Raw genomic sequence first — 20376 nt, 5'->3', positions numbered from 1 at the left:
ATCACTTCCCGACGAAAATCCCCGGTTTTCTTTTGCTCACAATCAGGCTATAACACTGTATATCCAAACAGCTTAAGGGAATGAAAAATGGCGCTTGAAAAGGGTATCGCAGAGCTGGTGCGGGAATTTATCGATGCGGGCCGCCCCTCATCGCGCGAACAGAATATTGATGACCGGAGACGCGGCTATCTCGCCAGTACGGTACTGGCTGGGGAACAGGAAAAGCGCGTTCAGGTAGAAGATATCGAGCTCGACGGCATGGCATTTCGCGTTGTCTCTCCCCTTAACGCTTCCGGCGCACTGCCTGCCATTATCTATTTCCACGGTGGCTGCTTTATCAGCGGCGGTTTCGCCACGCATGACCATCAGCTCCGCCAGCTGGCATACCACAGCGGCTGCCGCGTTATCGCCGTGCAATACCGGCTGGCGCCGGAGCATACTTTCCCTACCGCCCATGACGATGCGGAGAGAGGCGCGCTGATTATTCACCGCCGCGCGGAGCAGTTAGGCATCGACGCTTCCCGTATTACGCTGGCTGGCGACAGCGCCGGGGGACACCTGGCATTAGTGACCGCCCTGCGGCTCAAAACAGCACAGGCCTGGCAACCCGCGCAGCTGGTTTTGATTTACCCGATGCTGGACGCCACCGCCAGCATGAAGAGCTATATCGATAACGGTAAAGATTACATCATCACCGAAGATACCCTGCTCAGCGGCTATGAAATGTACCTTTTCGCGACGGCGCTCCACCATCCGGAAGCCAGCCCGCTGTGGCGTAAAGACTTTCACGGCTTACCGCCGGTGCATATTCTGACTGCGGAATACGACCCTCTGCGTGATGAAGGCGAAGCGCTTTACCAGCGCCTGCTTGAGCAGGGCGTTGACTGCACCTGTCAGCGTTATCTCGGGGTGATTCACGGCTTCTTTCAGCTGGGCGGCATCAGCCCGGCGGCCGGCAGCGCGATGAGAGATATCGCCTGGCGGGTTAAAACACCAGGCCGATAGTTAAGCGTAAAGGGAGACTACTCCTCTTCGTTACCGCCCTCTTCATAGGGGCCGAACGGTTTCGCGGGAAGAACAATATAGATACCCTCAAAAACCGCGCCCAGCCGCTCGTCGCCAAATAGCTCAACCTGCAGCTGAACGCGCGCTTTGCGGCCTCGCGCCAGCCGGTCAAGATCGCCGCTTAACGAGCCAAGATCGGCAACGGCGCTGGGGCGTCCGCTAATAGGCTGACTGTAGCGGATATGCGCATCGGCAAGAATAATTGTGCCGCCAAGATGCCGCTCACGCAGCATCAGCCAGATAAGCCCCCAGCCGGTTAACGTTGCCTGAGAAAACAGGCTGCCGGCGAACAGCGTATGGTGCGGGTTCTGGTTACCGGCTTCCGGCATGGTGGTGATAAACTTTTGCCCGGTATACTGCTGAATGCGCACGCCCATTTTCTCGCTGAGAGGGATATGCTGATACCAGGCCTGCTGCAGCTGAGCGCACCAGTCGCCGCGATGTAAAATATCGTCCAGCGAGGCTATCGGCTTAATCATCAGAAAATGACGGATCGGCGTGGTCGTCGGCGTCGTGATTTCGCCCTGGTTCACAAAACCGAGCTTAGCGAAGAACTCCACTGCATCTTCGCGGGCGCTACAGGTCACGCGCTTAACGCCTTCCTGACGGGCGACGGACTCCAGCGTCATCGCCATCAGGGTTCCCAGCCCTTTATCCTGTACTGACGGATGGACGGCCATAAAACGGATAGAAGCTTCGTTTTCCGCATTCACATACAGCCGCCCGACGGCAACCAGATTGCCCTCTTCATCGACCACCATTTGATGGTGCGCCATCGCATCCCACGCATCGCGCTCGGACCCTTTCGGCTGATGCAGCGGCTTACGCAGCATCTCCCAGCGGAACTGGTAGTAGCTCTCTAACTCTTCTTCTGTTTGCGGTACACGAAGGTGATACATAGCTGTACTCTCTTTTGTTACCCGCAGCCTGCCCGGAAGCTGGCTCATACCTGCAACCAAAAGGTCACGGGACCATCATTCACCAGAGAAACCTGCATATCGGCAGCAAATCTCCCGGTCTGCGTATTCATTTGCTGCTGGCGGCAGCGCTCAACGAAATACTCGTACAGCGCTTCCGCTTTATCCGGTGCAGCCCCTTTCGAAAAACCAGGACGCATCCCGCGTTCGGTATCGGCTGCCAGCGTAAACTGCGAAACCACCAGCACGCTGCCGCCAGCCTGCTGCACGTTCAGATTCATTTTGCCTTCAGCATCGCTAAAAATACGGTATCCCAGCACGCGCTCGCACAGGCGGTTCGCCTTTTGCTCATCATCGTCTCTCTCGACGCCTAACAGCACCAGAAGCCCGGGGCCGATTTCGCCCGTCACTTCACCCTCCACGGTAACGCTAGCTCGGGATACGCGTTGAATTAATGCAATCATGATTGTTCTGTTTCTTCTTTTTTCAGTTTGCGGTATTCACCGAGAGTGACAGTAATTTCAGCGCCAAGCAAGACGATACACCACGTCCAGTACACCCAGACAAACAAAATAGGCACCACGGCAAGCACGCCATAAATCAGCTGATATGACGGGAACGCAGTGATATATAAAGCAAAAGCTTTCTTACCCGCCTCAAAGAGCAGCGCCGCGACCAGGGAACCGATTATCGCATCGCGGTTACGCACCTCGGCCGTCGGCACAATGCTGTAAAGCAGCCAGAATGCCACCCAGGATAAAATGAGCGGAAAAATACGCAGCACATCGTCAATCACGCTATTCAGGTCGCTGGCCCAGCGTAACGACAGGAGATAGGAGCTGATCGCCAGGCTGGCCCCCGCCAGCAGCGGCCCCAGGGTAAGGATCATCCAATAAACCGCAAAGGAGTAGGTTTTGGGCCGGGTTCGGGTACTGCGCCAGATGGTGTTCAACGCGCTATCAATCGAATACATCAGCAGCAGCGATGTCACAATCAGGCCGAAAGCGCCCACGGCGGTCATCCGGCTGGAGTTGGCGACAAACTGCTCAATATAGCCCTGAATGACATCTCCGGTTGCCGGAATGAAATTGGCGAAAATAAAGTGGCGAATCTGAATACTGACATCAGAAAACATCGGAAATGCCGCGAACAGCGCGAACACGACGGCAATCAGCGGCACAAGGGAGAGTAACGACACGTAGGCAAGATTGCCTGCCAGGGTCGTCATATTATCTTCATCAATACGCCGCCATAACAGCTTTAGCCAGGCGACCAGCGGCCGCAGATGGCGCGTTGTTTTTTGATGAACGGTTTTTAGCATAGCAGTTTAGCAAAGTAGTTGGGGATGGTTTCCTTCCCGGTCACCAGAATACTGGTTATGCCAAGCTGGTTAGCCCCGGCGATATTGTCCGCGTTATCATCGAAGAAGACCGTATCGTCAGCGGCGAAACCTTCAGCGTCGAGGACGCTCTGATAGATCCGCGCTTCCGGTTTACGCTTCCCCATCTCTTGAGAAAGATAGATATGATCAGCAACGGCGCGTATCTCAGGGTACTCATCCGGCCAGAAAGTCGTATGCAAACGGTTCGTGTTGGACAGAACCACAACGCGATGCCCCTGCTCGCGTAATTTTTGCATAATCGCGATAACCTCCGGGCGCAGGGCAACGAAAACCGCCTGCCAGCCGTGGGAGAATTGCTCGTAGCTTAGCGACATGTTCATTTCATGGCACATCGCCGCCGCAAAATCTTCGTCGCTGATTTCACCGCGCTCATGCTGGTGGAACGCTTCGCCCATGGTGAAATGCTGCTGCAGCGTCGCAAGGGGAATGCGCGTTAAATCACTCCACGTCCCGAGCACCCGGTTGAAGTCAATATCGACAATCACATTACCTAAATCAAAGATATAGAGCATGGTCCTCTCCTTTTGCACCGTGGAAAATTAACTGTAGCGGGAAAGGGGGAGTTTGACTACGGGCGGCAGGGCTTTGTACAAAAAAGAAACCCTGCCATTGAGGCAGGGTTCAGATAGTAGAAAAAAGCGTTAATTAATCTTCTTTCGCACCACGCATCGCGCGTTTACGGTCGTTCTCGGTCAGGTGACGTTTACGGATACGGACAGAAGTCGGGGTGACTTCTACCAGTTCGTCGTCATCGATGAACTCCAGAGCCTGCTCCAGGGTCATCTTAACCGGCGGAACCAGAACCGTTGCTTCGTCAGTACCGGACGCACGCATGTTGGTCAGTTTCTTACCGGTCAGGCAGTTTACCGTCAGGTCGTTAGAACGACTGTGAATACCGATAATCTGGCCTTCGTAAACTTCTGCGCCGTGGCCCAGGAACAGCTTACCGCGATCCTGCAGGCTGAACAGTGCGAACGCAACCGCTTTACCCTGGCCGTTGGAGATCAGAACACCGTTCTGACGCTGACCCACATCACCCGCACGAACGTCGTCGTAGTGGCTGAAGGTGGAGTACAGCAGACCGGTACCGGAGGTCATGGTCATGAATTCTGAACGGAAGCCGATCAGACCACGGCTTGGGATCACGTAGTCGAGGCGTACGCGGCCTTTGCCATCTGGATTCATGTTTTTCAGATCGCCTTTACGCTCACCCAGCGCCTGCATCACAGAACCCTGGTGCTGCTCTTCAACGTCCAGCGTGACGTTTTCGAACGGCTCTTGCTTACGGCCATCGATTTCGCGGAAGATAACTTTCGGACGGGAAACCGCCATTTCGAAACCTTCACGACGCATGTTCTCGATAAGAACGGACAGGTGCAGTTCACCACGGCCAGAAACGCGGAATGCGTCTGCATCCGGCGTTTCTTCAACGCGCAGCGCGACGTTATGTACCAGCTCTTTGTTCAGGCGGTCAAGGATCTGACGAGAGGTAACGTACTTACCTTCTTTACCACAGAACGGCGAGGTGTTAACGCAGAAGAACATAGAGACGGTCGGCTCATCAACGGACAGCGCCGGCAGCGCTTCAACATTCTGCGTATCGCAGATGGTGTCAGAGATGTTCAGTTCGCCCAGACCGGTGATCGCGATAATATCGCCAGCTTCTGCGACGTCGCTCTCGATACGCTCAAGGCCCAGATGGGTCAGAACTTTACCGACTTTACCGTTACGGGTTTTGCCTTCGCTATCAATGATAGTGACCTGCTGGTTCGGCTTCACTTTACCGCGCTTGATGCGGCCGATGCCGATGACGCCAACGTAGTTGTTGTAGTCCAGCTGGGAGATTTGCATCTGCAGCGGGCCATCAAGGTCAACGTTCGGCGCCGGTACGCGATCGACGATGGTTTGATACAGCGGCGTCATGTCTTCAGCCATATCTTCGTGATCCAGACCCGCGATACCGTTCAGCGCAGAAGCGTAAACGATAGGGAAGTCCAGCTGCTCGTCGGTAGCGTCGAGGTTAACGAACAGGTCGAATACCTGATCGACAACCCAGTCAGGACGCGCGCCCGGACGGTCAACTTTGTTGATAACAACAATTGGCTTCAGGCCATGAGCAAAGGCTTTTTTGGTCACGAAGCGCGTTTGCGGCATCGGACCATCCATTGCATCAACGACCAACAGAACGGAATCAACCATGGACATGACACGTTCAACTTCACCACCGAAGTCGGCGTGCCCTGGGGTATCAACGATGTTGATACGGTAGTCATTCCATTTGATAGCGGTGTTTTTAGCCAGGATGGTAATCCCGCGCTCTTTCTCCAAATCGTTGGAGTCCATCACTCGCTCTTGAGTTTCGGCACGCGCGTCGAACGTACCGGATTGCTGTAGCAGCTTATCAACCAGGGTAGTTTTACCATGGTCAACGTGCGCGATGATGGCGATATTACGCAAATTTTCGATCACAACTTTGCCTCAGGCATTAGAAATAGCGCGTTATTGTACACGGATTAATCGCAGTACAAAACAGGATCACAAACATCCTCCGCAAACAAGTATTGCAGAGATTCTTTGTGATCGCTTTCACGGAGCGTTAAAAGGGTTATTAAAGGTCAATTGCACCAAATAAGTGCCCAATGTTCACACAAATGCACTATATTGGTGCAATGCATTCATTTTGGTGCAGCCCTTTTGCACGATGATGTGCATGATAACGCCTTTTGGGGGCAATTTAAAAGTTGGCACAGATTTCGCTTTATATTTTTTAAGGCAACAACGCCACTTTTCGTAGTTAAAAAGTTTTCGTTTCCACGACGACAATGACCAATCCGGGAGAGTTTAAGTATGTCCGCTGAACACGTTTTGACGATGCTGAACGAGCATGAAGTGAAGTTTGTCGATCTGCGCTTCACCGATACCAAAGGTAAAGAACAGCACGTTACTATTCCTTCTCATCAGGTAAATGCCGAATTCTTCGAAGAAGGCAAAATGTTTGATGGCTCCTCGATTGGCGGCTGGAAAGGTATTAACGAATCCGACATGGTCCTGATGCCGGATGCAACTACCGCGCTGATCGATCCGTTCTATGAAGAACCGACGCTGATCATCCGCTGCGACATCCTGGAACCCGGCACGCTGCAGGGCTATGACCGTGACCCGCGCTCCATTGCTAAGCGCGCTGAAGAGTATCTGCGCTCTACCGGCCTGGCTGACACCGTATTGTTCGGGCCAGAACCAGAATTCTTCCTGTTCGACGACATCCGTTTTGGTGCGTCCATCTCCGGTTCCCACGTTGCTATCGATGATATCGAAGGCGCATGGAACTCCTCCACCAAATACGAAGGCGGCAACAAAGGCCACCGTCCGGGCGTGAAAGGCGGTTACTTCCCGGTTCCGCCGGTAGACTCCTCTCAGGATATCCGCTCCACCATGTGTATGATCATGGAAGAGATGGGCCTGGTTGTTGAAGCTCACCACCACGAAGTGGCGACTGCGGGTCAGAACGAAATCGCTACCCGCTTTAACACCATGACCAAAAAAGCGGACGAAATTCAGATTTACAAATACGTTGTGCACAACGTCGCACACCGTTTCGGCAAAACCGCGACCTTCATGCCAAAACCGATGTTTGGCGATAACGGCTCCGGTATGCACTGCCACATGTCCCTCTCCAAGAACGGCGTAAACCTGTTCTCTGGCGACAAATACGCAGGCCTGTCTGAACAAGCGCTGTACTACATCGGCGGCGTTATCAAACACGCGAAAGCGATTAACGCCCTGGCTAACCCGACCACCAACTCCTACAAGCGTCTGGTCCCGGGTTACGAAGCGCCGGTTATGCTGGCTTACTCTGCCCGTAACCGTTCCGCGTCTATCCGTATTCCGGTTGTCACCTCTCCGAAAGCGCGCCGTATCGAAGTTCGCTTCCCGGACCCGGCGGCTAACCCGTACCTGTGCTTCGCTGCGCTGCTGATGGCTGGCCTTGACGGTATCAAGAACAAAATCCATCCGGGCGAAGCCATGGATAAAAACCTGTACGATCTGCCGCCGGAAGAAGCGAAAGAGATCCCACAGGTTGCAGGTTCTCTGGAAGAAGCACTGAACGCGCTGGACGCAGACCGTGAATTCCTGACCGCCGGTGGCGTATTCACCAACGACGCTATCGATGCTTACATCGCCCTGCGTATTGAAGAAAACGACCGCGTACGTATGACTCCGCACCCGGTTGAGTTCGAGCTGTACTACAGCGTCTAATTTTGCTGTAAATCCGCGGTATTCCGTGTTGTGGCGTGGGATACCAAGGATGTTTTGTTGCCGTGGAAACTTTCAGCCCATCTCAGGATGGGCTTTTTTCTCCACCAACACGCTGATCTCATGAGCTTTTTATACATAAAAAGCTATACTGCACTAAAATAGTGCACTCATTTTCAGGAGACTGTCGAATGGCAACAGGCACACTGCCCGATGCTGGGCAGATCCTTAACTCTTTAATCAACAGTATCTTACTGGTCGATGACGACCTGGCGGTGCATTACGCGAACCCGGCGGCGCAGCAGCTGCTGGCGCAAAGTTCGCGTAAATTATTCGGCACGCCGCTGCCGGAGCTGTTGAGCTATTTCTCGCTGAATATCGGCCTCATGCAGGAGAGCCTCGCTGCGGGTCAAGGGTTTACCGATAACGAAGTGACGCTGGTCATTGATGGCCGCTCGCACATCCTTTCCCTGACGGCGCAACGCCTGCCTGAAGGCTATATCCTGCTGGAAATGGCGCCGATGGATAATCAGCGCCGTCTGAGCCAGGAGCAGCTACAGCACGCACAGCAGATTGCCGCTCGCGACTTAGTGCGTGGCCTGGCCCACGAGATTAAAAATCCGCTGGGCGGTCTGCGCGGCGCGGCACAGCTGCTGAGCAAAGCGCTGCCCGATCCTGCGCTGATGGAATATACCAAAGTCATTATTGAACAGGCCGATCGGTTAAGAAATCTGGTTGACCGTCTGCTGGGACCACAGCATCCCGGAATGCACGTAACAGAAAGCATCCACAAGGTCGCTGAGCGGGTGGTAAAGCTTGTGTCGATGGAGCTGCCGGATAACGTCAAGCTGGTTCGCGACTATGACCCCAGCCTGCCAGAACTGCCGCACGACCCGGACCAAATTGAACAGGTGCTGCTGAATATCGTCCGAAATGCGCTGCAGGCTCTGGGACCGGAGGGCGGCGAAATCACTCTGCGCACCCGTACGGCCTTTCAGTTAACCCTGCACGGCGTGCGCTACCGCCTCGCTGCGCGTATCGACGTTGAAGATAACGGCCCGGGAATACCGTCTCACTTACAGGATACGCTGTTTTATCCGATGGTGAGCGGGCGCGAAGGCGGCACCGGACTCGGGCTGTCTATCGCCCGCAGCCTTATCGATCAGCACTCCGGCAAAATTGAATTTACCAGTTGGCCAGGGCATACCGAATTCTCGGTGTACCTGCCTATTCGGAAGTAGAGGTGTTTATGCAACGAGGGATAGCATGGATCGTTGACGACGATAGCTCCATCCGTTGGGTGCTTGAACGCGCGCTCACCGGGGCAGGCTTAAGTTGTACAACGTTTGAAAGCGGCAACGAGGTGCTTGATGCCCTCACGACCAAAACCCCGGATGTGCTGCTGTCTGATATCCGCATGCCGGGAATGGATGGACTGGCGCTGCTAAAGCAAATTAAACAGCGCCATCCGATGCTCCCGGTCATCATAATGACGGCGCATTCGGATCTTGACGCGGCGGTCAGCGCCTATCAGCAGGGCGCCTTTGATTATCTGCCGAAACCGTTTGATATCGATGAAGCGGTGGCGCTGGTTGATCGTGCCATTAGCCATTACCAGGAACAGCAGCAGCCGCGTAATGCGCCGATTAATAGCCCAACGGCCGATATCATCGGCGAAGCGCCGGCCATGCAGGACGTCTTCCGCATTATCGGCCGCCTGTCGCGTTCATCAATCAGCGTACTGATCAACGGCGAGTCCGGTACCGGTAAAGAGCTGGTTGCCCACGCTCTCCACCGCCACAGCCCGCGCGCCAAGGCGCCGTTTATCGCGCTAAATATGGCGGCCATTCCGAAAGATCTGATTGAGTCAGAACTGTTTGGCCACGAGAAAGGGGCCTTTACCGGCGCCAATACCGTGCGCCAGGGGCGTTTCGAGCAGGCAGACGGCGGCACGCTGTTCCTCGACGAGATCGGCGATATGCCGCTGGACGTACAGACACGTCTGCTGCGCGTACTGGCCGATGGCCAGTTTTATCGCGTGGGGGGCTATGCGCCGGTGAAGGTGGATGTACGCATTATTGCCGCCACCCACCAGAACCTTGAACTGCGCGTCCAGGAAGGAAAATTCCGCGAGGATTTATTCCACCGCCTGAACGTGATTCGCGTCCATCTGCCGCCGCTGCGCGAGCGTCGGGAAGATATCCCGCGACTGGCGAGACATTTCCTGCAAATTGCCGCCCGTGAGCTGGGCGTGGAGGCCAAACAGCTGCATCCGGAGACGGAGATGGCGTTAACCCGGCTGGCATGGCCGGGCAACGTACGTCAGCTGGAAAACACCTGCCGCTGGCTGACGGTAATGGCCGCAGGTCAGGAGGTTCTGACGCAGGATCTTCCCAGCGAGCTGTTTGAAACGGCGATACCGGATAACCCGACGCAAATGCTGCCGGATAGCTGGGCCACGCTGCTGGGGCAATGGGCCGATCGCGCTTTGCGTTCCGGTCATCAAAACCTGCTCTCGGAAGCGCAGCCGGAGATGGAGCGCACGCTGCTGACCACCGCGTTACGCCACACGCAGGGGCATAAACAAGAGGCGGCTCGCCTGCTGGGCTGGGGTCGTAATACCCTGACGCGTAAGCTAAAAGAGCTGGGAATGGAGTAGCAGCGCGGCGGCGAGTAAAAAATAGTCATCCAGCGCAAACTGCTGCTATTTTGTACTTTACTGTTGCCATGCGTTGAGTATGATCTTGCCCGGAAAGACGGGGGAGAAATCATGCTTGAATCATTTATTAATATTATATCGAGCGGTGTTGCAGCGGGTCATACGCCGCAGACGGCTGTAGCTGCCGTTCTGTGCGCGGCGATGGTTGGGCTGTTTAGCTGATAATACCCCCGCTCCTTCCTGGAGTGGGGGTATGCTTTATATCACGCGGGAAAACTGCTGCATCCGCGCTTTCTGGCGCAGATACGTATCAAAACACATGCAGATATTGCGTATCAGCAGCCGGCCTTTCGGCGTCACCTGAATGCCCTTCTCATCCACATCCACCAGCCCATCTTTGGCCAGCGGCGCCAGCAATTTCATATCGTCGGCAAAGTAGCTATCGAAGGTAAGATCCCACTGCGCTTCTACCGCAGCGAAGTCGAGACGGAAGTGACAAATTAGCGCCTTAATCACGTCGCGACGAATGCAGTCATCGCGCGTCAACGCAATACCGCGCCACAGCGCCGTTCCGGTTTCATCAACCTGCTGATAATACTGCTTCAGCTCTTTCTGGTTCTGCGCATAGCAATCGCCAATCATGCTGATCGCCGAGACGCCCATCCCCAGCAGATCGGTGTCTCCCTGGGTGGTATACCCCTGGAAGTTACGATGCAGGATACCTTCACGCTGGGCTATCGCCAGCTCATCATCCGGACGGGCAAAGTGGTCCATGCCGATAAACTGATATCCCGCGGCCGTCAGCGAAACAATCGTCTCCTGAAGAATGTCCAGCTTCTGTTCTGCAGAAGGCAGATCGGCGTCTTTGATTTTGCGCTGCGCAGCAAAGAGCGTTGGCAGATGCGCATAGTTGAATACGCTCAGACGATCGGGATTGAGCTCCGCCACTTTCTGTAGCGTATACGCGAAGCTCTGCGGCGTTTGCTTCGGCAGACCGTAAATCAGGTCGATATTGGTAGAGGTAAAGCCGATATCGCGCGCGTGGTTGAGTAGCGCGAAGATAAACGCTTCATCCTGCTCGCGGTTCACCAGGCGCTGCACTTCTTTGTTAAAGTCCTGCACGCCCATACTCAGGCGATTAAAGCCTTCGAGGCGTAAATGATCCAGGACATCGAGTTCGATTTCGCGCGGATCAACCTCAATGGAGATCTCTGCACCCGCGTTAAAATTGAAATGGGTACGCAGCAGACCCATCAGACGACTAATTTGCGCCTTGTTTAAATAGGTTGGCGTACCGCCGCCCCAGTGCAACTGATTAACTTTGCGGCCAGCAAAAAGCGGCGCGCGATGAATAATCTCCTGCTCAAGCACATCCAGATACTGGTCGGCCTTATGCTGCTGACGGGTGACGATTTTGTTGCAGCCGCAGAAATAGCAGAGTTTATGGCAAAACGGGATATGCACGTACAGCGAGAGGGGACGCTGCGGATAGCGGGCTACCGCCGCATCAAATTCAGCGGGGCCAAATTCTGGAGAAAACTCCAGCGCGGTGGGATACGAAGTATAACGCGGCCCGGAATAGTTATATTTCTGGATCAGGGCCAGATCCCAGTCGATTAACTGCACAGACATGCTCACTCCTTCCGATGGTACCGTCGGCGGGTACGCCGCCCCGGCCCAACCGCACCTCGGGTAATGAGCCGGTTGCGCAGCCATTTCTGACGCCGCGACAACCGTCGTAGTTTAACGAATAACCACAGCAGATAACATATAACCAGAAGGGTTATAAGCAGGACCGGGAATCCGATGGGGTGCAAACGTTAGTTTCCACCCTTCAGCAGGCGCATCATATCTTCTTTGCGCTCTTCCTCTTCTTCATCTTCGTCATCATCGTATGAGAGGCCCAACTGCTGCATCAGCTCATCAATACGATCCAGCTTAGCGTCAACCCAGGCTTGCTCTTCAGCATTCAGGGTACCGCCCTCTTCCAGACGTTCCAGCAGCGCGTCCAGGCGCTCATCGTTCTCCAGCAAATCCAGCTCAGCCTGCGGTGAAAGCATAGGTTTCTCGCTCTTTGGTTTATGCTGCTTAATCGCCGGAGCATTCTCAGTTACGCCCAGCGGGATTGGTTTTTTACTGCCAATTCGGGGATCTTGCTGCTGACCTTGTTTTTTACCTGCTGAAGCGGTGTCGCCGCCGGTCGCACGACTTCCTGCCGCGTGGCCGCGATGCTTCTTCTGATGCTTGCGCTCGCGAGCTTCCTGGTTCAATTCTTCACGCGTTTTGCGATTTTTTTTGCCGCGAGGTACGGATGTCGGTTTTTTCATGTTGTGTAATCTTCAGGCCGTTTTCTTCAGTATAGAATTGAGGCGGAATCTAGCAGAAAGCAAGCAAAGAAAAAAGGCGACAGATTACTCTGTCGCCTTTTTCCGCACTGACAACCCTTAATGGGCTTCTACTTTCCATGTTAGCTAACGACACACCCTGTCTTTCCTTTAGCTACCAACGATCCCTGTTACATCCATTTCCTTTTAAAACGTCTCCAGACGTTTGTCATCCTGACAATCCGTAGTCTTCGCCTCCTGGCGCTTCCTGACTCCTCATCCTGAGTCATAATCCTGTTAGCATCCTCGCCCTTGACCGCTACTTTACTGGTTTGCGGGAAACCTACAACCGACTGTACAGAAAAAAAACGAGTTTCAGAATTTTCTTTCATTTTAACGCAATGATTTATATAACTTTGTATTATTTTTAATCAGACTTTTCTCATGAATTTCGCATATAACTAATAGCCAATGTCTCACAAAGACTGTGGTTTTAACTTACAGCGATGAGGTGCGGTAAAAACAGCCTTTTTCTGTTGTTCAGGTATAATCCCCGTCAAAGCCTGATTTAACGGAGACGACCGTCTTGACCAACTGGAATTATCAACTGACGCATTTTGTCACTAGCGCGCCAGATATCCGCCATCTTCCTGCCGATACCGGTATTGAAGTGGCCTTTGCTGGCCGCTCTAACGCCGGGAAATCCAGCGCGCTGAACACGCTGACTAACCAGAAAAGCCTCGCGCGTACTTCGAAGACGCCAGGCCGTACGCAGCTTATCAACCTGTTTGAAGTCGCTGAAGGCAAGCGCCTGGTCGACCTGCCGGGCTATGGATATGCCCAGGTTCCGGAAGAGATGAAAATCAAGTGGCAGCGCGCGCTGGGTGAATATCTGGAGAAACGCCTCTGTCTGAAAGGGCTGGTTGTGTTGATGGATATTCGTCATCCGCTTAAAGATCTCGATCAGCAGATGATCCAATGGGCGGTGGAAAGCGATATCCCGGTACTGGTGCTGCTAACCAAAGCCGATAAGCTGGCCAGCGGCGCGCGAAAAGCGCAGATCGCCATGGTTCGTGAAGCGGTCACCACCTTTAACGGAGATGTGCAGGTCGAAGCGTTTTCTTCCCTGAAGAAGCAGGGCGTGGATAAACTACGGCAGAAGCTGGATAGCTGGTATAACGATATCCCTCCTCAGGAAGCCTCTGAAGACGGCGAATAATCTCGCTAACCTCTCCGGATAGCGGCGCGTGAGGCTCTATCCGGGTAGCCCGCCTCATCAGCATCGATACGCAAAAAATTTTCTTTCGCGCAATAAAAAACGCCCCGGTCATAAATGACCGGGGCGGCTAAAATATTCAGCCAAATCCGATTACGTGAAGTAAAAGGTCTGAAAGATAGAACATCTTACCTCTGTACCCTACGTCTTTAACTCTACTCTTCTTTCGGTTACGGATAAAGCATTTTTTGTAGTTTTTTTTCACTCTTTACATAGCAAATTCAAATGATCATCACAAAATGCGATAAGTTATGTTACTCACTTACAAGAAATGACCTTCCTTACCGAATACTTAGTGCGCTTGATCCCAGTTTTCTCCACTCCCCACTTCCACCAGCAGCGGAGCCGCCAGCGTCGTGCTGCTTTCCATCAGTTCGTGGATCTTTTTCGCAACCGCCTCAAGGTCGTCTTTATGCACTTCAAAGACCAGTTCATCGTGTACCTGCATAATCATCCGCACGCGCGGTTTTTCGCTTAATAACCAGCTATCTACGGCGATCATCGCGCGCTTAATAATGTCGGCAGCGGTTCCCTGCATCGGCGCATTGATCGCCGCACGCTCGGCACCGGCGCGGCGTGCGCCGTTGCTGGATTTGATGTCCGGCAGGTAGAGACGACGGCCATCAAGCGTTTCAACATACCCCTGCTCTTTGGCCTGGGTGCGGGTGCGCTCCATATACTCCAGCACGCCCGGATAGCGCTCAAAGTAGAGATCCATATACTTTTGCGCTTCTTTGCGTGGAATATTGAGCTGGCGCGCAAGGCCGAATGCGCTCATACCGTAAATCAGGCCGAAGTTGATCGCCTTCGCGCTGCGGCGCTGTTCGCTGCTGACGCTCTCCAGCGGCAAACCAAAGACCTCTGCCGCCGTCGCGCGGTGGATATCCTTCCCTTCCGCAAACGCGGTCAGCAGACCCTTGTCACGGGAAAGATGCGCCATGATGCGCAGTTCAATTTGCGAGTAGTCGGCAGAGACAATGAGATAATCTTCCGGAGCAATAAACGCCTGACGGATGCGCCGCCCTTCTTCGTTGCGCACCGGAATGTTCTGCAAGTTCGGGTCTGTAGACGACAAACGTCCCGTTGCCGTAACCGCCTGGTGATAAGAGGTGTGAACCCGGCCCGTTTTCGGGCTGATCATCAGCGGCAGCTTATCGGTATAGGTGGATTTGAGTTTTGCCAGACCACGATACTCGAGGATGACTTTCGGCAGCGGATAGTCCAGCGCCAGCTCTTCCAGCACCTCTTCTGAGGTAGACGGCGCGCCGCCCGGGGTTTTCTTCAGCGGCTTAATACCTTGTTTTTCAAACAGGATGGTTTGCAGCTGCTTCGGCGAAGAGAGGTTAAACTCCTCACCCGCGATATCATACGCCTTCTTCTCCAGTTCAATCAGGCGTTTGGCTATCTCCTGAGAATGCGCATGCAGCACGGCCGGATCAATCTTCACCCCGTTACGCTCCACGCGGGATAGCACCGGCACCAGCGGCATTTCAATATTTTTAAAGACGTTCAGCGGGCCTTCATTTTGCTGAAGTTCAGGCCACATTTTGAGGTGCAGCTGCAGCGTGACATCGGCATCTTCCGCCGCGTAGCGGCCCGCTTCTTCCAGCGCAATCTGATTGAAGGTGAGCTGGTTTTTACCTTTACCCGCTATCTCTTCAAAGGTAATGGTTTTGTGCTTCAGCCAGCGATCGGAGAGGCTATCCATATCATGGCGGCCCGCCACGCTGTCAAGAATGTAGGATTCCAGCATGGTATCAAAGGCAATACCGCGCAGTTCAATACCGTAGTTAGCCAGGATACCGCGGTCATATTTGAGGTTTTGCCCAACCTTCAGAACCTTGTCATCTTCCAGTAGCGGTTTCAGCAGTTCAAGGACACGGTCGCGCGGGATCTGATCCGGTGCATCCAGATAATCATGGGCAACCGGTACATAGGCCGCTACGCCAGGCTCAATGGCGAAGGATAAGCCGACCATATTGGCGGATACGTTATCGAGGCTGTCAGTTTCGGTATCAAAGGCAAAAAGCGGCGCTTTCTTCAGGCTCTCAACCCAGGTCAACAACGTTTCTTCATCAAGGATCGTGACATAATTTTCAGAAGAGAGCGCCGTCGCGGTTTCCTCCTCCGCATCGGCCACGTCAGCCACCGCTACAACCGCCTTTGCCGCAGGCTTAGCGCCTTTTGCCTGCATCCACTTGCCGGACTCTACATCGGTGATCCAGCGTTTGAATTCATATTTTTTAAACAGCGTGAGCAGTTCATCAGCGACGGGTTGCGCAACCAGCAAATCTTCACAGCCCAGCTCCAGCTCAACGTCCGTTTTGATCGTCGCCAGCTGATAAGAGAGGTACGCCACCTCTTTATTCTGTTCCAGCTTTGCGGCCATCGTTTTTGCGCCGCGGAAGGTCAGCCCGGCGATTTTTTCAGGCTCAGCGTATAACGTATCAAGACCACCCAGCCCCTGCAGTAACGCCTGCGCTGTCTTTTCTCCCACGCCAGGTACGCCTGGAATATTGTCCGATGAATCTCCCATCAGGGCCAGAAAATCGATGATCAGCTCCGGTGGTACGCCGTATTTCGTCACCACTTCATCGGGGCCAAGGATAGTGTTGGTCATGGTGTTAATCAGCGTAATACCCGGCGTAACCAGCTGGGCCATATCTTTATCGCCGGTGCTAATCAGTACCGGACGCCCGACCTTTTCAGCTTCACGCGCCAGGGTACCGATGACATCATCGGCTTCTACGCCAGGAACAGCCATTAGCGGCAGGCCCATCGCTTTTACCATGGCATGCAGCGGCTCGATCTGCGCACGCAGATCGTCCGGCATCGGCGGGCGATGAGATTTATAGTGCTCAAACAGTTCATCACGGAAAGTCTTCCCCTTGGCATCAAACACGACGACAGCGTGGGTCGGTTGATACTGCAGGATCAGGCTTCGCAGCATATTCAGCACGCCATACATTGCGCCTGTCGGTTCACCAGCGCTATTCGTCAGCGGGGGGAACGCGTGATATGCCCGATAAAGGTAAGAGGAGCCGTCAACGAGGATGAGAGGGTTTTCTGGGATCTGAACCATAATTTCCGTGCCTGTTTATCAGATTATCGGTAAAGGATGCCACAGACGGGCATTAAATCCTGAATTTTTCCCGCATTTCGTCGAAAAGATTCTGCGATCCTTTCGATCGCGTTATGGGCTATCCTGTGGATAACTTTGTGAATATTTTTATAACGACAGCCAAACAATCGTTAATTAAATCATCCATAAACAAATTATTTCATATTTATCATTAAGTTATACACGCATAATTTGCTTTAATAACACCATGGCGACTCAATGTTCCATGTGGATATAAGATCCGAAAATTTTTCTGTTCTGGTAAGACCCGTTATTTACGCTATTTTCTGGTAAAATCAGCCTCTTGCGCCGTTTAAACGCGTTCTTTGTCAATCTAACTTTCTGAATAAATTAACTATGTCGAGATTACTCGCCGCGATAACGCTCCCGCTGAGTATCGCCCTGACTATCATAGTCACCATAATCTGCTCGGTGCCAATCATCGTCGCCGGGCTGATTAAACTTCTTGTGCCTATTCCTGCGGTCTGGCGCTCGATATCCGTTTTTTGCAATTTCATGATGTACTGCTGGTGTGAAGGGCTGGCTCTGCTGCTGCCTCTTAATCCCTGGCTTAAATGGGATGTACAGGGCCTGGATGGCCTGAATAAGAAAAACTGGTATCTGCTCATCAGCAACCACCATAGCTGGGCAGATATCGTGGTGCTTTGCGTGCTGTTTCGCAAACATATCCCGATGAATAAATATTTCCTCAAGCAACAGCTCGCCTGGGTGCCGTTTATTGGGCTGGCCTGCTGGGCGCTGGATATGCCTTTTATGCGCCGCTATTCCCGAGGCTACTTACTCCGCCATCCAGAACGCCGGGGCAAAGATGTTGAAACCACTCGCCGCTCCTGCGAGAAATTCCGCGCGCATCCAACAACGATTGTTAACTTTGTCGAAGGCTCTCGTTTCACGGAAGAAAAGCAACAGCAGGCCCGTTCGCCTTACCAGAATCTGTTATCGCCAAAGGCTGCGGGTATTGCCATGGCATTAAGCGTGCTCGGCTCGCAGTTTGATAAGCTTTTGAACGTCACGTTATGCTATCCGGAAAACAACCAAAAGCCGTTTTATGACATGCTGAGCGGCCGATTGACGCGGATTGTGGTGAGAGTCAGTCTTGAACCTGTGACGGAAGAGCTGCACGGCGATTATGTAAATGACAAAAACTTTAAGCGACGCTTTCAGCGCTGGCTAAACAGGCTTTGGGAAGAGAAAGATCGGCAGTTAACGGAAATAATGCAGCAGGCAGAGAAATAATTGTGGGCGCAGAAAAGAAAAACGCCGGTCAGTAACCGGCGTTTATTTTTTATTTCTTCTCAACGAGCTGCTTAACGGTATCGGCATACTGGGCAACAAATGCGTCCATGTTGCTGGTATCCATACCCTGCGGGTTAAGCTGGTATTTACCGTTAACGTACATAGCCGGCACGCCCTGCAGCTGGAAATCAGCGGCGGCTTTCTCTTGCTGAGCCACCAGGGATTTCACCACGAAGCTGTTCCAGGCTGCATCGTAATCTTCACCTTTAACGCCGGCGTCAACGAAGACCTTACGGATATCGGCCACGGTCTGGACGGTCTGGTTTTTCTGTACCGCTTCAAACATCGGCACGGTAATTTTATCTTCCACACCCAGCGCCATCGCAACGGCCCACGCCTGAGTCAGATCCTTGCCTAACGGACCCAGGAACTCAACGTGGTATTTCGTCATTTTGACGCCTTCAGGCAGCTTTTTCTTCACGTTATCTGATACATGAAGAACTTCCTCAAACTGATAGCAATGCGGGCAGTAGAACGAGAAAAACTCGAGCACCTGCGGCTCACCGGCAACGGGCTTATCGAGGGTAATATACTGCTTACCGTCGGTGATCTGGGCAGCGGATGCACTGAAAGCCAGAATCATACCAGCCAGCGCCAGCCAAATTTTTTTCATGATTAATTCTCTCCTGGATATATCACATTAATACATTGGCGTTAACTGAAGAGGCGGTTCCTGCAGAACCTTTACCTGCTCAAGAAAAGTTGTTGTCTGCCCGCGCCAGTAATCTTCCCCGGTTAACCACGGGAAGTTTTTAGGAAAAGCGGGATCTTCCCAGCGCCTTAATAACCACGCCAGATAATAAACTAACCGCATTGCACGTAAAGGTTCGATGAGGGCAATTTCATCGGTATTGAAAGCGCTGAACTCTTCATACGCTTCAATGATCATCTCAAGCTGCATCCGTTGTTCGGCTTTATCGCCGTTCAACAACATCCACAGATCCTGGATAGCAGGTCCATTACGTGAATCATCTAAATCAACAAACAGTGGCCCATCGCGCCAGAGGATGTTTCCCGCATGGCAATCACCGTGTAACCGTAAAATATTGGCGCGTCCGTGCCATTGCGCCATTACCGCATCAATCAGCTTATCGGTAGCGCTGAGAAAAGCCTCTTTCAGACCTGCAGGTATCAGCGGGGAAAGCTCAAAGACCTGGCGTGGCTCAAGAAGATACTCATTCGTCCCTATCTCCGGACGCGCGACAAAACGCTGTTTGCGTCCAGTTTGATGCAGACGGCCAAGGTAGCGCCCAACCCATTCCATCTGATCGAGGTTATCCGCCTCAAACTGACGTCCACCCAGGCTTGGGAATACGGCGAAAAAGAATCCCTGATGCTGATGAAGGGTACTGTTGTTAAACGACAACGGCGCCGCTACAGGGACTTCGTCCTGCACGAGCTGGAGGGAAAACTGATGTTCTTCGAGGATCTGCTGGGCGGACCAGCGCTCAGGACGATAGAACTTCACCACATAGCGGCGAAGATCTTCGTCCTGAAACTGGTAAACCCGGTTCTCATAGCTATTAAGCGGAGTGAGACCGGAGTCCACCCGCATTCCCAGATCAAATAAGCCATCAATGATGGTATCCGGGTGAAGCGTCTGAAAAGTGAAAGCCTTATCGTGCATCCTGACATCCGATAATCGTACGAATGATACAGGATATCATCTCATTGCCGATTCCGCGGCAGCGCTTACAACCTTTTACTCTTTAATCACGCCGCGAGCGCGTAGCAGCGCGGTTTTAAAATCTTCTTCATAATCTTTCTGAATCCCGGGAATAACGGCTTCTTTTGCCGAGTCGCGCATCTTCAGATGATAAATCAGAATATCGTCAGAGAGATCGCTCAACTCACCGGTGTATCCGGCCTCTTTTGCCAGTTTTTGCAAAAATTGCATTAAATTCAGCTCGGGTTCTTTCTGCCAGGCTGGCTGGAGGAGTTCAATGACTTCATTCAGACGTTTACATTTCATAGCAATGCTCCTTACTCTTGATAGGAATACGTTAGCAGGGACAATCCCACAATGAAAGAGGCGATATTA

19 protein-coding genes are annotated in these 20376 nt (G+C 53.0%); 7 read left to right on the top strand and 12 right to left on the bottom strand.

Features of this window, described 5'->3' with window-relative positions:
• Window positions 1-87 precede the first annotated feature (87 nt).
• Window positions 88-1005: an alpha/beta hydrolase gene (locus CDA56_RS01545; RefSeq protein WP_104011288.1), complete on the top strand. Its 918-nt coding sequence runs from the start codon at window positions 88-90 to the stop codon at window positions 1003-1005.
• 17 nt (window positions 1006-1022) lie between these two features.
• Here CDA56_RS01545 and fabY read toward each other — a convergent pair whose 3' ends face one another.
• The 5 genes from fabY to typA all read right to left on the bottom strand — a co-directional run bounded on the left by fabY (window position 1023) and on the right by typA (window position 5853).
• Window positions 1023-1964, bottom strand: a complete 942-nt coding sequence (gene fabY / locus CDA56_RS01540; RefSeq protein ID WP_009652900.1) for a fatty acid biosynthesis protein FabY — start codon at window positions 1962-1964, stop codon at window positions 1023-1025.
• 44 nt (window positions 1965-2008) lie between these two features.
• The gene (gene dtd / locus CDA56_RS01535; protein ID WP_014227372.1) at window positions 2009-2446 is read right to left on the bottom strand and encodes a D-aminoacyl-tRNA deacylase; all 438 of its coding nucleotides are present in this window, start codon (window positions 2444-2446) and stop codon (window positions 2009-2011) included.
• Window positions 2443-3303, bottom strand: coding sequence for a virulence factor BrkB family protein (locus tag CDA56_RS01530; protein ID WP_004127107.1), 861 nt, complete (start codon window positions 3301-3303; stop codon window positions 2443-2445). Before CDA56_RS01530 ends, dtd begins: the two co-directional genes overlap by 4 nt.
• Entirely contained in the window at window positions 3297-3896 is a 600-nt protein-coding gene (gene yihX, locus CDA56_RS01525) for a glucose-1-phosphatase (RefSeq protein ID WP_104011287.1), read from the bottom strand. Before yihX ends, CDA56_RS01530 begins: the two co-directional genes overlap by 7 nt.
• 133 nt (window positions 3897-4029) lie before the next feature.
• Complete coding sequence (typA, locus tag CDA56_RS01520; protein WP_004127103.1) at window positions 4030-5853, bottom strand: ribosome-dependent GTPase TypA; 1824 nt, start codon at window positions 5851-5853, stop codon at window positions 4030-4032.
• Window positions 5854-6231: 378 nt separating this feature from the next.
• Between typA and glnA the strand changes: the two genes are divergently transcribed.
• From glnA to CDA56_RS01490, 4 genes are all read left to right on the top strand, one after another.
• A complete protein-coding gene (glnA, locus tag CDA56_RS01510) occupies window positions 6232-7641 on the top strand; it encodes a glutamate--ammonia ligase (RefSeq protein WP_004127100.1) in 1410 nt (469 codons plus the stop codon).
• Window positions 7642-7829: 188 nt separating this feature from the next.
• The gene (gene glnL, locus CDA56_RS01500) at window positions 7830-8879 is read left to right on the top strand and encodes a nitrogen regulation protein NR(II) (RefSeq protein ID WP_004127098.1); all 1050 of its coding nucleotides are present in this window, start codon (window positions 7830-7832) and stop codon (window positions 8877-8879) included.
• 8 nt (window positions 8880-8887) lie between these two features.
• On the top strand, window positions 8888-10297 hold the full coding sequence (gene glnG, locus CDA56_RS01495; protein WP_004107350.1) for a nitrogen regulation protein NR(I): 1410 nt from the start codon (window positions 8888-8890) through the stop codon (window positions 10295-10297).
• A gap of 111 nt (window positions 10298-10408) precedes the next feature.
• On the top strand, window positions 10409-10519 hold the full coding sequence (locus tag CDA56_RS01490) for a YshB family small membrane protein (protein WP_004855828.1): 111 nt from the start codon (window positions 10409-10411) through the stop codon (window positions 10517-10519).
• Between the two features lie 36 nt (window positions 10520-10555).
• On the opposite strand, the gene hemN is transcribed toward CDA56_RS01490, so the two are convergent.
• Complete coding sequence (gene hemN, locus CDA56_RS01485; RefSeq protein ID WP_102803630.1) at window positions 10556-11929, bottom strand: oxygen-independent coproporphyrinogen III oxidase; 1374 nt, start codon at window positions 11927-11929, stop codon at window positions 10556-10558.
• Window positions 11930-12117: 188 nt separating this feature from the next.
• Entirely contained in the window at window positions 12118-12624 is a 507-nt protein-coding gene (gene yihI, locus CDA56_RS01475) for a Der GTPase-activating protein YihI (RefSeq protein WP_014227367.1), read from the bottom strand.
• 583 nt (window positions 12625-13207) lie between these two features.
• Between yihI and yihA the strand changes: the two genes are divergently transcribed.
• Complete coding sequence (yihA, locus tag CDA56_RS01470) at window positions 13208-13840, top strand: ribosome biogenesis GTP-binding protein YihA/YsxC (RefSeq protein WP_102803629.1); 633 nt, start codon at window positions 13208-13210, stop codon at window positions 13838-13840.
• Window positions 13841-13976: 136 nt separating this feature from the next.
• On the opposite strand, the gene spfP is transcribed toward yihA, so the two are convergent.
• Window positions 13977-14024, bottom strand: coding sequence for a small protein SpfP (gene spfP, locus CDA56_RS31750; protein WP_071892919.1), 48 nt, complete (start codon window positions 14022-14024; stop codon window positions 13977-13979).
• A 165-nt stretch (window positions 14025-14189) separates the two neighbouring features.
• Window positions 14190-16979, bottom strand: coding sequence for a DNA polymerase I (polA, locus tag CDA56_RS01460; protein ID WP_103815305.1), 2790 nt, complete (start codon window positions 16977-16979; stop codon window positions 14190-14192).
• Window positions 16980-17375: 396 nt separating this feature from the next.
• Between polA and CDA56_RS01450 the strand changes: the two genes are divergently transcribed.
• Window positions 17376-18275 (top strand): acyltransferase, encoded by a 900-nt coding sequence (locus CDA56_RS01450; RefSeq protein WP_049084531.1) that lies wholly within the window; start codon window positions 17376-17378, stop codon window positions 18273-18275.
• A gap of 49 nt (window positions 18276-18324) precedes the next feature.
• Here CDA56_RS01450 and dsbA read toward each other — a convergent pair whose 3' ends face one another.
• The 3 genes from dsbA to CDA56_RS01435 all read right to left on the bottom strand — a co-directional run bounded on the left by dsbA (window position 18325) and on the right by CDA56_RS01435 (window position 20307).
• Window positions 18325-18948, bottom strand: coding sequence for a thiol:disulfide interchange protein DsbA (gene dsbA, locus CDA56_RS01445; RefSeq protein WP_004855816.1), 624 nt, complete (start codon window positions 18946-18948; stop codon window positions 18325-18327).
• A 27-nt stretch (window positions 18949-18975) separates the two neighbouring features.
• Entirely contained in the window at window positions 18976-19962 is a 987-nt protein-coding gene (locus CDA56_RS01440; protein WP_025106521.1) for a serine/threonine protein kinase, read from the bottom strand.
• A 75-nt stretch (window positions 19963-20037) separates the two neighbouring features.
• The gene (locus tag CDA56_RS01435; RefSeq protein WP_025106520.1) at window positions 20038-20307 is read right to left on the bottom strand and encodes a YihD family protein; all 270 of its coding nucleotides are present in this window, start codon (window positions 20305-20307) and stop codon (window positions 20038-20040) included.
• Window positions 20308-20376: the final 69 nt, after the last annotated feature.

The organism is Klebsiella michiganensis, assembly GCF_002925905.1.
Lineage (GTDB): Bacteria > Pseudomonadota > Gammaproteobacteria > Enterobacterales > Enterobacteriaceae > Klebsiella > Klebsiella michiganensis.
Note: the sequence above shows the minus strand (reverse complement) of the source record. Positions and strands in the feature narration are given on the sequence as shown.